Here is a 13,961-nt window from a genome sequence, read left to right on the forward strand (position 1 = left end):
CTGGAGACGTCATGATCGCCCTGTCGCTTGCCGAGATCGCCGCTGTCGTCGGGGGTGATCTCCGCCTCGCCGGTTCTTCGACCGCCGACACCGTCGTCGACGGTGTGGTCGACACCGACTCGCGAAACATGGTGCCCGGATCCGTCTTCGTCGCGAAGCCGGGAGCAGAGACCGACGGACATCGATTCGTCGGCTCGGCGCTGGCCGCCGGTGCTGCGCTCGCGATCGTCGAGCACGCAGTCGATGACGAGATCACGCAGATCATCGTTCCCGACGTCATCGTCGCCCTCGCCGACCTCGCACGGGAGGTCGTCGCGCGCGTGCGCGCAGCGGGCGACCTCAAGATCGTCGGGATCACCGGGTCGAACGGCAAGACGACGACCAAGAACTTCCTCGCCCGCATCCTCGCCGACGAGGGCGAGACCGTCGCGCCCATCAACTCGTACAACAACGAGGTCGGCGCGCCGGTCACCATGCTGCGCGTCACATACGACACACGCTTCCTCGTCAGCGAGTTTGGTGCGGATGCGCCGGGGAGCATCGCCCGCCTCGCCGGACTCGTCGAGCCCGACATCGCGGTGGTGCTGATGGTCGGCATGGCTCACGCCGGCGGTTTCGGCGGCATCGAGGCGACGGCCAAGGCCAAGTCCGAGCTCGTGGCCGCTGCGAGGCCCGAAGGCACCGCTGTGCTCAACATCGACGACTCCCGTGTGGCCGCCATGGGCGAGCTCGCGCGGTCGCGGGGAATGCAGGTCGTCAGCTTCGGGCAGAGCACCGCGGCGGACGTGCAGGCCCACGACCTCGAGGTCACCGCGTCCGGCACCTCGTGCATCATCGAAGCGGCGGGGCAGAGCCTGCCCCTTCGCCTGCGGGTGCTCGGCGCGCACCACATCGGCAACGCGCTTGCGGCCATCGCAGCAGCGGGGGTTCTGGGCGTGTCGGCGTCTGACGCCATCGCGCGTCTCGAGACGGTCGAGATCGCGGAGCGCTGGCGGATGCAGCCCATGGGCAGCGACCGGGTGCGAATCATCAACGATGCCTACAACGCCAGCCCGGACTCCATGTCGGCGGCGCTGCGCACTCTCGCCCAGATCACCGGCCCGGGGGAGCGGACGGTCGCGGTGCTCGGCGCCATGAGCGAGCTCGGTGAGACCGCCGGCGAGGAGCACGACCGGATCGGACTGCTGGCCGTCCGGCTGAACATCCAGCGGATCGTCGTCGTGGGCCCCGAGGCCCGCAGGCTCTACATCTCGGCCATCGGCGAAGGCTCCTGGGACAGTGAGGCCATCTTCTTCCCCGACCAGGACGCAGCGTTCGACTACCTGCGCACCGAACTCCGAGACGGCGACCGCGTGCTCGTGAAGTCCTCCAACTCCGTGGGCCTCCGGCACCTCGGCGATCGTCTGGGAGAATTGTTCTCGTGAGATCTCTCATCATGGCGGCTGCCATCTCGCTCGCCTTCACACTCTTTCTGACTCCCGTCTTCCTCCGGCTCTTCCGGAAGTGGGGCTGGGGCCAGGTCATCCGCACGCCCGAGGCGATCGAGAACCCGAACCACGAGGCGAAGCGCGGAACGCCCACCATGGGCGGCGTCATCTTCATCGTCGGAACCATGGTCGGCTACTTCACCGGCACGTACGTCGGCGGGGGCACCCCCGCGCTGTCCGCGCTTCTCGTCATCTGGCTGATGGTGGGCTTCGGCGCCGTCGGCTTCATCGACGACTACATGAAGGTGCGCAGCCAGCGCAGCCTCGGACTCTCGGGCTGGCGCAAGATCATCGGTCAGCTCGTCGTGATCATCCCGTTCGGCATCGTCGCCCTGAACTTCCCGAACGCGTTCGATCAGACCCCGGCATCCGGTTCGATCTCGCTCTTCCGCGACATCCCCTGGTTGAACCTCTTCGCCTTCACCGCGATCCTCGGGTGGGCGCTGTATCTGCTGTGGATCTCCGTCATCGGCGTCGCGACCTCGAACAGCGTCAACCTCACGGATGGACTCGACGGTCTCGCCGCGGGCGCCGGGGTCATCGTCGTCGGTGCCTACAGCCTGATCGCGTTCTGGCAGTTCAAGCAGTCGTGCGTCGGCGAGGGAGTCGAGACCGCGGCGCTGGGCGGATGCTACGAGGTCCGCGATCCGTTCAGCCTGGCGATCATCGCCGCGTCGTTCGCCGCGAGCCTGATCGGCTTCCTCTGGTGGAACGCTCCCAAGGCGAAGGTGTTCATGGGCGATGTCGGCTCCATGGCGATCGGAGGCGTCATCACCGCGATGGCGATCCTCACCCGCACCGAGCTTCTGCTTCTCGTGATCGCCGGCGTCTTCGTCCTCGCCTCCGGGTCTGTGATCCTCCAGCGCGCGTACTTCAAGATCACCCGCGGAAAGCGACTGTTCCTGATGAGTCCGTTCCACCATCATCTCGAGATGCGTGGATGGTCAGAGGTGACGATCGTGGTCCGGATGTGGATCATCGCCGGACTCCTCGCCATCTCGGCGGTCGGTCTGTTCTACGTGGAGTGGCTGACGCGTGTCGACTGAGACCAGGCTCGCGACGCTCACGAGCTGGAACTCCGACTGGTCTGACCTGCGCGTCGCCGTGCTCGGGCTCTCGATGACCGGGTTCTCGGTGGCCGACACGCTCACCGAACTCGGCGCGGACGTGCTCGTGCTGGCCGAATCTGCCGAGGAGGAGTACGCCAGGCTCCTGCCGGTGATCGGTGCCCGACTCGAGCTCGGTCCACTCGATCAGGTTCCCGAGGCGCTGACGGAATTCGCACCGGAGGTCGTCATCGCGTCTCCCGGGTTCGCTCCGTCGCACCCCGTGATCCGCTGGGCACAGGAATCCGGCATCGCACTCTGGGGCGACGTCGAGCTCGCGTGGCGCGTGCGTGACAAGGTGCCGCGCCCGGATGGCACTCCGGCCGACTGGGTGCTGATCACGGGCACCAACGGCAAGACCACCACGACGCAGCTGACCGCCTCGCTGCTGGTCGAAGGGGGTCTGCGTGCAGCACCCTGCGGCAACATCGGAGTGCCGGTGCTCGATGCGGTGCGCGACCCGGCGGGCTTCGATGCTCTCGTCGTCGAACTCTCGAGTCATCAACTCTGGTACCTCGGGCTGTCCCAGGCCGAAGGCGAGCTGTATCCGCATGCCTCGGTGTGCCTGAACCTCGCGGACGACCACCTGGTGTGGCACGGGACCGCGCAGGCATACCGCGACGCGAAAGCACTCGTCTACCGCAACACCCGCGTCGCCTGCGTCTACAACAAGGCCGACGAAGCGACCAGGATCATGGTCGAGGAGGCCGAGGTCGTCGATGGGGCGCGCGCGATCGGCTTCGATCTCGGCATCCCCGGTCCGAGCGACATCGGTGTGGTGGAGGGGCTGATCGTCGATCGCGCATTCCTGGACGACCGGGCACGAAGCGCGCTCGAGATCACGACCGTCGCGGACCTCCAGGAAGCAGGTCTCGCCGCGCCGCACATCGTGCAGAACATCCTGGCGGCGAGTGCACTCGCCCGCTCGTTGGGAGTCGAGCCCGAGGCCATCCACTCCGCTCTGCAGTCCTTCCGACTCGACGAGCATCGGATTCAGATCATCGCCCGACACCGCGGCGTCACCTGGGTGGACGACTCCAAGGCGACCAACCCCCATGCGGCCGCCTCGTCGCTCCGCGCCTACCCCGGTGCGGTCTGGGTCGTCGGTGGTGACCTCAAGGGGGTCGACATCGCCGACCTCGTCGCGACGGTCGGGGCGACCGCCCGTGCAGCCGTGGTCATCGGAGTCGAGCGCGCCGCCGTCGTCGCGGCATTCGAGCGACACGCGCCGCAGGTTCCGGTGTTCGAGGTGGATGCTGGCGAGACTGGTCAGGTCATGAGTCGCGTGGTGGAGATCGCCGCGGGGATCGTCGAAGACGAGGGCACAGTCCTGCTGGCCCCCGCAGCGGCGTCCTTCGATCAGTTCTCCAGCTATGCGGATCGAGGACACCGCTTCGCCGAAGCGGTGCAGGACTGGATAGACCGGGGGAGCGCCGATGACACAGGTCGAACGCCCCCACCGCTCTGACCCGAGCAGCACCGGCTCGGGCGGCCTCGCCGCCAGAGTGTCGCTCGGTCGTCGTTTCACTCCGGTCTCGACCGAATTCCTGATGATCGCATCGGCCGCGCTGATGCTGACCATCTTCGGTCTCGTGATGGTGCTCTCGGCGACGAGCGCAACCGCCGTGTCCAACGGGGAGAACCCGATGGACGGCGCTCTGCGTCAGGGGATCTTCGCCGTCCTCGGCGTGCCGCTGATGTTCCTGATCTCACGACTTCCGATCGCTTTCCTCAAGCGCATGGCGTGGCCGGCACTGTTCGGCGCCATCGCACTGCAGCTCCTCGTCTTCACGCCGCTCGGCATCGAGGACGGTGGAAACCGCAACTGGATCATGATCGCAGGGTTCACCCTGCAGCCCTCCGAGTTCCTCAAGCTCGCCCTCGCGCTGTGGATCGGCTACGTCCTGCTGCGCAAGCAGACCATGCTCGGCACCTGGCACCAGGTCTTCATCCCGGTGGTGCCCGTCGGTGCGCTGGCGATCGGAACGGTCATCGCGGGCAAGGACCTCGGCACCGCGATGGTGCTCGTCATCATCCTGCTCGGCTGCCTCTTCTTCTCCGGCGTGAAGCTCCGGCTGTTCATCCTGCCGGTGCTTCTCGGAGTCGTCGCCGTCGTCGCCCTCGCCGTCACCAGTCCCGACCGCATGCGGCGCATCACCGCGACATGCTCCGACATGACGGCCTACACGGGCGACTGCTATCAGTCGATCCACGGGATCTGGGGCATGGCCTCGGGCGGCATCTTCGGGGTGGGCCTCGGCAACTCGCAGGAGAAGTACGGCTGGCTCCCCGCCGCCGGCAACGACTTCATCTTCGCGATCGTCGGTGAGGAACTGGGCCTGATCGGCTGCATCGTCGTGCTGGCCCTGTTCACACTCTTCACCGTCGGCGCCTTCCACATCATCCGCAAGACGGCAGACCCGTTCATCCGCGTCGCGGCCGGCGGCATCACCGTGTGGATCACCGGTCAGGCCGTCTTCAACATCGGTGTCGTGATCGGGCTGTTCCCCGTCATGGGCGTTCCGCTGCCCTTCATGTCGCAGGGCGGCACGGCGCTGCTGGCTGTTCTCATCGCCTGCGGAGTGCTGCTTTCCTTCGCGCGCACCATCCCCGTCGCCGAGGCACGTTCGGCTGGACGAGCCGCTTCAGCAGGGCGAGGTAAGGTCACACGGTGACCACGTACCTTCTCGCCGGCGGTGGAACCGCCGGTCATGTGAACCCCCTGCTCGCCGTCGCCGACGCGCTGCGCGCCCGCGACGCGGAGGCGGCCGTCCTGGTGCTGGGAACGGCCGAGGGGCTCGAGTCCCGTCTCGTCCCGGCCAGAGGCTATGAGCTGCTCGTCGTGGACAAGGTCCCGTTCCCTCGGCGTCCCGACAGGCAGGCCGCCATGTTCCCGGCCCGGTTCCGCCGAGCGATCGCTCAGGTGCGCGATCACATCCGCGCTCATGGCGTCGACGTCGTCGTCGGATTCGGGGGCTACGCCTCCGCCCCCGCCTACGTCGCGGCGCGCCGTGAGGGCGTGCCCTTCGTCGTGCATGAGGCCAACGCGAAGCCGGGCCTCGCGAACGTGCTCGGTGCGCGTCGGGCCGCTGCCACGGGAGTGGCCTTCGCGGGCACACCCCTGCGAGGCGGCGAGGTGGTGGGCATGCCGCTGCGACGAGAGGTCATCGAGCTCGACCGCGCGGCTCTTCGCGACGAAGCCGCCGCGAGCTTCGGGCTCGACCCTGCTCGCCCAGTTCTTCTCGTCTTCGGCGGCTCCCTCGGCGCTCAACGGCTGAACGAGGCCATCGCCGACTCGTGGGGCGACATCCTGGCCGCAGGGTGGCAGCTGCTGCACGTCACGGGCGAGCGAAGCGATCTCGCGGACCCCGAGGTGCCCGGTTACGCGATGCGTCGCTATGTCGACCGGATGGATCTCGCCTTCGCCCTGGCCGACCTCATCGTCTCGAGATCCGGCGCCGCCACCGTGAGCGAGATCAGCGCGCTGGGGATTCCTGCGTTGTACGTGCCGTACTCGGTGGGCAACGGCGAGCAGCGACTGAACGCGGCATCGGCCGTGGCCGCCGGGGCTGCCCGTCTCCTCGACGACGCCACCTTCGACGGCGATGCGGTGCGTCGCCTCGTGCTGCCGGTCATGAAGGATCAGCAGCAACTCGCGGCCATGCAGGCTGCCGCGGGGCAGGTCGGCACCCGCAGCGGCACAGAGAATCTCATCGCCCTGGTTGATCGCGCGCTCAGGGCGTCCTGACATCGCCCTGGACACGGCTCCGCGACGCCGCAACGTCATCACCGAAAAGTAGACTGAACCCGACATGATCAGACCTGACCTCTCCCTCCCGATTCCCGAGTCGATCTCCTCTGCGCACTTCATCGGCATCGGCGGGTCCGGCATGAGCGGACTCGCCAAGATGTTCCTCGATGCCGGCATCCGCGTCTCAGGCAGCGACCGCGCCGATAGCGACAACCTCCGCGCACTCGAGGCAGCAGGAGCCGTCGTGCACGTCGGGCACGACGCCGCCCACCTCGGCGACGCGGACACCGTGGTCCACACCGGGGCGATCTGGCCCGAGAACCCCGAGTTCGTCACCGCCAAGGAGCGCGGGCTGCACGTCATCCACCGCTCGCAGGCGCTGCACTGGCTGATCGGCTCGCGGCGGCTCGTCTCCGTCGCCGGCGCCCATGGCAAGACGACGTCGACCGGCATGATCGTGACCGCGCTGCAGGGGCTCGGCGCCGACCCGAACTTCGTCAACGGCGGCGTGATCGAACAGCTCGGCGTGTCCAGCGCGACGGGGTCGGGTGAGCTCTTCGTGATCGAGGCCGACGAGTCCGACGGCACCTTCCTGCTCTACGACACCGCCGTCGCTCTCATCACGAACGTCGACCCCGATCACCTGGACCACTACGGGTCGGACGAGGCGTTCCACGATGCATTCGTGCGCTTCGCCGACGCAGCGACGGAGGCCGTCGTCATCTCGAGTGACGACCCCGGTGCGCTGCGCGTGGGAGCGGGCCTCTCGCACCCGAACGTCATGACCTTCGGGCAGGCGGAGGGTGCGGATGTCCGAGTGACCGACATCGTGACGGACGGGCCCGTCGCGGCCACGGTGAGTCGGGGATCGGAGAGCGTGCGCCTGCAGCTCGCCGTGCCGGGCGTGCACAACGCGATCAACGCGGCAGGCGCCATCGCCGTCCTCCTCTCGGTGGGCTTCGGTCTGGCTGAGTCCGCGCTCGCCGTCGAGGGGTTCGCCGGCACGGTCCGTCGCCTCGAGCAGCACGGCGTCGAGCGCGGTGTCACGGTCTACGACGACTACTCGCACCACCCGACGGAGGTGCGCGCGGCACTCGAGGCGATGCGATCGATCGCCGGCTCGGGCAGGATCATCGCCATCCAGCAGCCGCACACCTACTCGCGCACGCAGCACATGTTCCGCGAGTTCGCAGACGTGCTCGAGACGTACGCCGACCACACGGTCGTGCTCGACGTCTACGGCGCCCGGGAGGATCCTGTCCCCGGTGTCACCGGCGAGCTGGTGAGCGGCGCATTCCGCGACCCCTCGCACGTGCACTTCGTGGCCGACTGGCAACAGGCGGCTGACTACACGGCGACGGTGGCCCGCGAGGGCGACTTCGTCGTCACGCTCGGCTGCGGCAATGTCTACCAGATCATCCCGCAGGTGCTCGAGTCGCTGCGGACCACCGAGGTCTGACAGGTGCGTCGTCCGCCTCCGCTTCCGACGCCTCCCGCGGGTCTCGCGGAGGGCGCGCCTTGGCGACGGGCGCAGGCAGGAACGAAGGGGCGCGCGAGAGACGTCGATCATGACGAACGGGCCGACGGACGAATCGCACCCCTGAGGCCGACACCCGGCGCCGGGGCGGAGGCACCTGAGGAGGTCGGGGAGCGACCGACGTCCACGCGTGACGTATGGCGAGCTGCGAGAGCGCGGCGCAGGGCGCTGCGGGCGGAGATCCGGCGGTTCACGCAGCGGTCGCGTCGGCGACGCATCATCTGGCTGAGCGCCCTCGGCGCCGTCGTGCTCCTGATCGGCGGAACGACCGCGGCCGCGTACAGTCCGCTCTTCGCCGTCGAGAAGATCACGGTGCTGGGCGCGACGACGCTGGACGCCGCCGCAGTCGAGGCGGCGCTGGGGGAGCAGGTCGGCACTCCGCTGGCCCTGGTCGACTCGAGCGAGGTCAAGGCCGCTCTGCTGGCGTTCCCCCTGATCGAGACCTATGCGCTCGAGGCGAAGCCGCCTCACGACCTCACGGTGCGGATCGTCGAGCGCACGCCGGTCGGCGTCATCCGCTCGGACGCCGGCTACACCCTCGTAGACGCCGCGGGCGTCGCTCTCGCCACGACCTCCGATCAGCCGGCAGGTCAGCCTCTGCTCGAGATCGACGGGGGCACGGACTCGGCGGCCTTCGAGAGCGCGGGTCTCGTGGTGCGTTCCGTCCCCGCCGACCTGCGCGCCCTGCTCACCGGGGTGAGTGCGACGACGGCCGATGACGTGACTTTGACGTTGAGCAGCGGCCTGACGGTCGTCTGGGGCAGCTCCGAGGACTCTCCGATGAAGAGCGAAGTGCTCACGAAGACCCTGCTCAGCAACCCTGAGGCGTCGACGATCGACATCACTTCGCCGCATGCGGTGGTCGTCGGCTGAGGTTTCGACGGCAAACGGGCGACACGCCCGTGTCGCTGCGAGTGCAGGGGTGCGCGACGCTTACCTTCGAACAAGAGAAACCAATACCGGGAAATACTTTACACCTCTAGTTGAGGTTTAAGGTTCAACCCGGCGGAATCTCCCCTAAGACAGGTTCGACTATTCGGAGGCCGGCCATGAGCCAGAACCAGAACTACCTCGCCGTGATCAAGGTCGTCGGCGTCGGCGGTGGCGGCGTCAACGCCGTCAACCGCATGATCGATCTCGGTCTCCGCGGAGTCGAGTTCATCGCCGTGAACACCGACGCCCAGGCGCTGCTGATGAGCGACGCCGACGTCAAGCTCGACGTGGGCCGCGAGCTCACCCGCGGACTCGGCGCCGGTGCAGACCCCGAGGTGGGTCGTCGCGCTGCCGAGGACCACGCCGAAGAGATCGAGCAGGCGCTCACGGGCGCCGACATGGTCTTCGTGACGGCAGGTGAGGGAGGCGGCACCGGAACAGGTGGAGCCCCCGTGGTCGCTCGCATCGCGAAGTCGATCGGCGCGCTGACCATCGGTGTCGTCACCAAGCCGTTCTCGTTCGAGGGTCGTCGTCGTCAGAGCCAGGCCGAAGCCGGTGTGGTGAAGCTCAAGGAAGAGGTCGACACCCTCATCGTGGTGCCGAACGACCGCCTTCTCGAGATCAGCGATCGCGGCATCTCGATGATCGAGGCATTCGCGACCGCAGACCAGGTGCTCCTCGCGGGTGTCCAGGGCATCACCGACCTCATCACCACCCCGGGTCTCATCAACCTCGACTTCGCCGACGTGAAGTCGGTGATGCAGGGCGCGGGTTCCGCTCTCATGGGAATCGGATCGGCCCGCGGCGCCGACCGCGCGATCAAGGCCGCCGAGCTGGCCGTCGAGTCGCCGCTCCTCGAAGCCAGCATCGAAGGCGCTCATGGAGTCCTGCTCTCGATCCAGGGTGGTTCGAACCTCGGGATCTTCGAGATCCACGATGCGGCTGATCTCGTCAAGGAGGCCGCGCACCCCGAGGCGAACATCATCTTCGGTACGGTCATCGACGACACGCTCGGCGACGAGGTGCGCGTCACCGTGATCGCCGCCGGCTTTGACAGCGGCGAGCCCTCGCTGCGTCTGGACCCGATGGTCGTCTCACGTCCGGCCGCGGCCAGCACGCTGCCTGAGGTGGCTCTCTCGAACGACGAGGAGAGCAAGCCCGCAGCCGAGACGCCCGCGCCCGAAAAGGCGCAGCAGCGCGTCGCGGCGACGAGCATCGAGCCGGCTTTCGCGGATGACGACATCGACATCCCCGAATTCCTGAAGTGACTCAGGCGCAGGGCCAGACCGAGTCCGGTCTGGCGGCGCGGCTGTCGGCGATCGATCATCGGATCGCCGACGCCGCGCGCCTGGCCGGCAGGGATCCGGGCGAGATCACCCGGATCGTCGTGACGAAGTTCCACCCCTCGTCGCTCGTCCGCGAACTGCATTCGCTCGGCGTCCGCGACGTGGGGGAGAACCGTCAGCAGGAGCTCTCCTCGAAGACAGCCGAGCTGGACGACCTCGATCTTCGCTGGCACTTCATCGGCCAGGCGCAGACCAACAAGGCGTCCGCGATCCGCCGCAGCGCGGACGCCGTCCACTCGGTCGACCGCGACCGGCTGGCGGATGCCCTGCACAGGGCTGCAGAGGACGACGACATCCTCGACGTCCTCGTCCAGGTGAACCTCACCGATGACGCGGGCAGGGGCGGAGTCGAGCCCGACGACGCCCGGTCGCTCGCCGAGCACATCCTCGCGCTTCCCTCGCTGCGCCTGCGTGGCGTCATGGCGGTCGCGCCACTCGACGAGGAGCCAGCCTCGGCATTCGCGCGCCTGCGCACGATCGCCGAGAGAGTGCGCGAGGTCGAGCCGACCGCCGACTGGATATCCGCAGGAATGACCGGCGACTTCGTCGCGGCCATCGATGCGGGCGCGACACACCTGCGGATCGGGTCCGCAATCACGGGACCCCGCCCCGACCGGGGTTAACCTCTAAAAAGACCACCCGACACGTTCGAACCGGAGGACACGATGGGTAACCCGCTGAAGAAGACCATGGTGTATCTCGGCCTCGCTGACGAGGAAGAGGTCTACGAGGAGGAGCCGGCCCCGGCCCGCTCCCACCGAGAGCGTGATCGCGACCGCGAACGCGAGGAGCCCGCTCCGGCGCCCGTGACCCCGCTACGGCGCCCCGTCGCCGTGCGCCAGCCCGCAGGAGGGGCAGTGAACGAGATCCTCACCGTGCACCCGAAGCAGTACCGCGACGCTCAGCTCATCGCGGAGAGCTTCCGTGAAGGTGTGCCGGTCATCATCAACCTGTCGCAGATGAGCGATGCAGACGCTCGCCGTCTGATCGACTTCGCCTCCGGGCTCTCGCTCGGCCTCTACGGCCGCATCGAGCGGGTCACCTCGAAGGTCTTCCTGCTGTCGCCGGAGAACATCGCGGTCTCTGGACACGGGGGAATCGCGCACGCGGACGCAGAGTCCGCGGGCTTCGACCAGTCGTAGACCGTGGGGTTCGTCGTCTCCATCGTCGCCAGCATCGTGCATCTGGCACTTCTGCTGTACCTGCTGGTGCTGTTCGCACGTCTCATTCTGAGCTACATCCCGCTGTTCAATCGGGAATGGCGACCCAAGGGCGCCGGACTCGTCGCTGCCGAGCTCGTCTACACGGTGACCGATCCGCCCGTCCGGTTCTTCCGGCGGATCATCCCGCCTCTGCGAATCGGCTCGCTGTCCCTGGATTTCGGGTTCTCGATCACCATCCTGATCGTCCTGATCCTGATGAGCATCGTCCGAAGCTTCATCTGAATCCTGTGCGACTTCGACACCCTGGGGTGTCGTGGCGTCGCGACTGACAGGCTCGGGGACTATGCTTGGCTCCCAGGTGCGCGCCCCGGGTTCGCGCCGAATCTCGACCACGCCATTCTCCAAAACTGGCAACCGAACTCATCGAAGGAGCCACCATGGCACTTACCCCGGATGACGTCGTCACCAAGCAGTTCCAGCACGTCCGCTTCAAGGACGGCTTCGACCCGGACGAGGTCGACGACTTCCTCGACGAGATCGTCATCGAGTGGCGCAAGGCCCTCGAAGAGAACGTCGAACTCAAGGCCAAGCTGGCCGCGTACGAGTCCGGCGACGCGCCGGCCGCTCCCGCAGCCGCCGCAGAGGCGCCCGCTGCGGCCGTCGAAGAGGCTCCGGCTCCGGCCCAGGCGCCGGCTGAGCCCGCTCCGTCGGGTTCCGCCACCGCGACCGCCGGCATCATCGAGCTCGCGCAGCGTCTGCACGACGAGCACGTCGCCGAGGGTGAGGCCAAGCGCGCTCAGCTCATCGCCGAAGCCGAGGGCGAAGTCAACCGCATCCGCACCGAGGCCGAGGCCAAGCAGCGCGAAGAGTCGGCCCGTCTCGAGCGCGAGCGCAATGCACTCGAGGCCCGGATCACCGAGCTCCGCAACTTCGAGCGCGACTACCGCTCGCAGCTGCGCGGCTACATCGAGGGTCAGCTCCGCGATCTCGACGAGAAGTCGGCATCCACGGACTCGACTCCGGTCTCCGCGATCGGACTGTAGGTCGTCCTTTTGTCAGGACGCCGTCCCCTTCGTCGGTCGGCGGCCGGCGCGATCGTCGCGATTCTCGCGGCGATCGTGCTGGCCGCCGATCAGTTTGTGAAGTACCTCACCACGGAGAACCTGCCACTGCAGGAGCCGGTCCCGGTGCTCGGTGAGTTCCTTCAGCTGTACTACGTGCGCAACCCCGGTGCGGCGTTCTCACTCGGATCCGACGTCACGTGGATCTTCACCATCGCTCTGGCGGTCGTCGCCGGGGTTATCGTGTGGAAGGCCTTCGGACTCCATTCGCGGCTCTGGGCCGTGGTCCTCGGCTGCCTGCTCGGCGGAGTCCTCGGCAATCTCACCGATCGTCTCTTCCGCGACCCTGGATTCCCCATGGGGCATGTGGTCGACATGATCTCGATGCCGTGGATGATGCCCGCGATCTTCAACGTCGCCGACATCTTCATCGTCACCGGAATGATCTCGGTCGCACTGCTCGTCGTGCTCGGGCTTCGTTTCGACGGCACCCGTGAACGCGACCATGTGCTCGTCGAGACCGACGAGGAAGCCGAGGCTGCAGCGTTGGCCGAAGAGGCCGGCACGGATCCGCACCCCGACGTGGCCCGCCCGGACGGGGCATCTCCCGATGCGCCGGCTCCGGCGTCGGACGGACGCTAGCGTGGAGTCCCGCTCCCTCCCGGTTCCTGACGGATTGGAGGGCGCACGCGTCGACGCGGCGCTCGCGAAGCTCATGGGCTTCTCGCGCACCTTCGCCGCCGATGTCGCCTCCGCCGGCGGCGTGCGCCTCGACGGAGTCACTCTCGACAAGTCCGATCGCCTGCGTGGTGGAGGATGGCTCGAGGTGGAGTGGCAGCCGAAGGAGGAGCCGCGGATCATCCCGATCGCGGTTCCCGAACTCGGAATCGTCTACGACGATGACGACATCGTCGTGGTCGACAAGCCCACGGGCGTCGCTGCCCACCCTTCGCTCGGGTGGGAGGGGCCGACCGTCGTCGGTGCTCTCGCCGCGGCGGGATTCCGGGTGGCCACCAGTGGGGCTCCGGAGCGTCAGGGCGTCGTGCATCGTCTGGATGTCGGCACCAGCGGACTCATGGTGGTGGCCAAGAGCGAGTCGGCCTACTCGACCTTGAAGCACGCGTTCAAGGAGCGCACGGTCGAGAAGATCTACCACGCGGTCGTTCAAGGGCATCCTGACCCGCTGATGGGAACGATCGATGCCCCGATCGGCCGGCATCCGAACCACTCCTGGAAGTTCGCAGTGGTGCCGGACGGCAAGCCGTCGGTGACTCACTACGAGACTCTCGAGGCCTTTCCGGGGGCGTCGCTGCTCGAGATCCACCTCGAGACCGGGCGCACGCATCAGATCCGCGTGCACATGGCGGCTCTGCGGCATCCGTGTGCAGGCGATCCGCTCTACGGCGCGGATCCGACGATGTCGGCGCGACTCGGCCTGACGCGTCAATGGCTGCACGCGCACAAGCTGGCGTTCGCGCACCCGGCGACAGGGGACTGGGTGCAGTTCGAATCGCCCTACCCCGCGGATTTCGAGCACGCGCTGGAGATCCTGCGCGGCGAGTGAATCGCCTGCGGCG

Annotated in this window: 14 protein-coding genes; all 14 read left to right on the forward strand. The window is 67.7% G+C overall.

Annotated features, from left to right (window positions below; translation table 11 throughout):
* Positions 1-11: 11 nt before the first annotated feature.
* Positions 12-1,424: a UDP-N-acetylmuramoyl-tripeptide--D-alanyl-D-alanine ligase gene (locus tag OPU70_RS00315; protein WP_042538446.1), complete on the forward strand. Its 1,413-nt coding sequence runs from the start codon at positions 12-14 to the stop codon at positions 1,422-1,424.
* Positions 1,421-2,533 (forward strand): phospho-N-acetylmuramoyl-pentapeptide-transferase, encoded by a 1,113-nt coding sequence (gene mraY / locus OPU70_RS00320; protein WP_056377159.1) that lies wholly within the window; start codon positions 1,421-1,423, stop codon positions 2,531-2,533. Before OPU70_RS00315 ends, mraY begins: the two co-directional genes overlap by 4 nt.
* Positions 2,523-4,061 carry a UDP-N-acetylmuramoyl-L-alanine--D-glutamate ligase gene (murD, locus tag OPU70_RS00325; protein ID WP_498556933.1) on the forward strand — a complete coding sequence of 513 codons (1,539 nt, stop codon included), beginning with the start codon at positions 2,523-2,525 and terminating at the stop codon, positions 4,059-4,061. The genes mraY and murD overlap by 11 nt, the downstream gene beginning before the upstream one ends.
* Positions 4,030-5,268, forward strand: coding sequence for a putative lipid II flippase FtsW (gene ftsW / locus OPU70_RS00330; RefSeq protein ID WP_042538439.1), 1,239 nt, complete (start codon positions 4,030-4,032; stop codon positions 5,266-5,268). The genes murD and ftsW overlap by 32 nt, the downstream gene beginning before the upstream one ends.
* Positions 5,265-6,341 (forward strand): UDP-N-acetylglucosamine--N-acetylmuramyl-(pentapeptide) pyrophosphoryl-undecaprenol N-acetylglucosamine transferase, encoded by a 1,077-nt coding sequence (locus tag OPU70_RS00335; RefSeq protein WP_042538437.1) that lies wholly within the window; start codon positions 5,265-5,267, stop codon positions 6,339-6,341. The genes ftsW and OPU70_RS00335 overlap by 4 nt, the downstream gene beginning before the upstream one ends.
* 64 nt (positions 6,342-6,405) lie before the next feature.
* Positions 6,406-7,803, forward strand: a complete 1,398-nt coding sequence (gene murC / locus OPU70_RS00340; RefSeq protein WP_498556934.1) for a UDP-N-acetylmuramate--L-alanine ligase — start codon at positions 6,406-6,408, stop codon at positions 7,801-7,803.
* A gap of 324 nt (positions 7,804-8,127) precedes the next feature.
* Positions 8,128-8,754, forward strand: a complete 627-nt coding sequence (locus tag OPU70_RS00345; protein ID WP_498556935.1) for a cell division protein FtsQ/DivIB — start codon at positions 8,128-8,130, stop codon at positions 8,752-8,754.
* A gap of 176 nt (positions 8,755-8,930) precedes the next feature.
* Positions 8,931-10,082 (forward strand): cell division protein FtsZ, encoded by a 1,152-nt coding sequence (gene ftsZ / locus OPU70_RS00350; RefSeq protein WP_042538433.1) that lies wholly within the window; start codon positions 8,931-8,933, stop codon positions 10,080-10,082.
* The gene (locus tag OPU70_RS00355; protein WP_042538432.1) at positions 10,079-10,783 is read left to right on the forward strand and encodes a YggS family pyridoxal phosphate-dependent enzyme; all 705 of its coding nucleotides are present in this window, start codon (positions 10,079-10,081) and stop codon (positions 10,781-10,783) included. The genes ftsZ and OPU70_RS00355 overlap by 4 nt, the downstream gene beginning before the upstream one ends.
* A 42-nt stretch (positions 10,784-10,825) precedes the next feature.
* Positions 10,826-11,302: a cell division protein SepF gene (locus tag OPU70_RS00360; RefSeq protein WP_042538430.1), complete on the forward strand. Its 477-nt coding sequence runs from the start codon at positions 10,826-10,828 to the stop codon at positions 11,300-11,302.
* Between the two features lie 3 nt (positions 11,303-11,305).
* Positions 11,306-11,605, forward strand: a complete 300-nt coding sequence (locus OPU70_RS00365; RefSeq protein ID WP_042538428.1) for a YggT family protein — start codon at positions 11,306-11,308, stop codon at positions 11,603-11,605.
* Positions 11,606-11,760: 155 nt separating this feature from the next.
* Positions 11,761-12,366, forward strand: coding sequence for a DivIVA domain-containing protein (locus OPU70_RS00370; protein WP_079113084.1), 606 nt, complete (start codon positions 11,761-11,763; stop codon positions 12,364-12,366).
* Between the two features lie 9 nt (positions 12,367-12,375).
* Entirely contained in the window at positions 12,376-13,026 is a 651-nt protein-coding gene (gene lspA / locus OPU70_RS00375; protein WP_498556936.1) for a signal peptidase II, read from the forward strand.
* A 1-nt stretch (position 13,027) separates the two neighbouring features.
* Complete coding sequence (locus OPU70_RS00380; RefSeq protein WP_042538423.1) at positions 13,028-13,948, forward strand: RluA family pseudouridine synthase; 921 nt, start codon at positions 13,028-13,030, stop codon at positions 13,946-13,948.
* Positions 13,949-13,961: the final 13 nt, after the last annotated feature.

The organism is Microbacterium sp. SWDP-B6, from assembly GCF_059803615.1.

Excerpts from the sequence above, each read along its gene's own strand:
- OPU70_RS00315 (WP_042538446.1), top strand. The coding sequence starts at position 12 with ATGATCGCCCTGTCGCTTGCCGAGATCGCCGCTGTCGTCGGGGGTGAT.
- ftsW (WP_042538439.1), top strand. The coding sequence starts at position 4,030 with ATGACACAGGTCGAACGCCCCCACCGCTCTGACCCGAGCAGCACCGGC.
- murC (WP_498556934.1), top strand. The coding sequence starts at position 6,406 with ATGATCAGACCTGACCTCTCCCTCCCGATTCCCGAGTCGATCTCCTCT.
- ftsZ (WP_042538433.1), top strand. The coding sequence starts at position 8,931 with ATGAGCCAGAACCAGAACTACCTCGCCGTGATCAAGGTCGTCGGCGTC.
- OPU70_RS00360 (WP_042538430.1), top strand. The coding sequence starts at position 10,826 with ATGGGTAACCCGCTGAAGAAGACCATGGTGTATCTCGGCCTCGCTGAC.
- OPU70_RS00370 (WP_079113084.1), top strand. The coding sequence starts at position 11,761 with ATGGCACTTACCCCGGATGACGTCGTCACCAAGCAGTTCCAGCACGTC.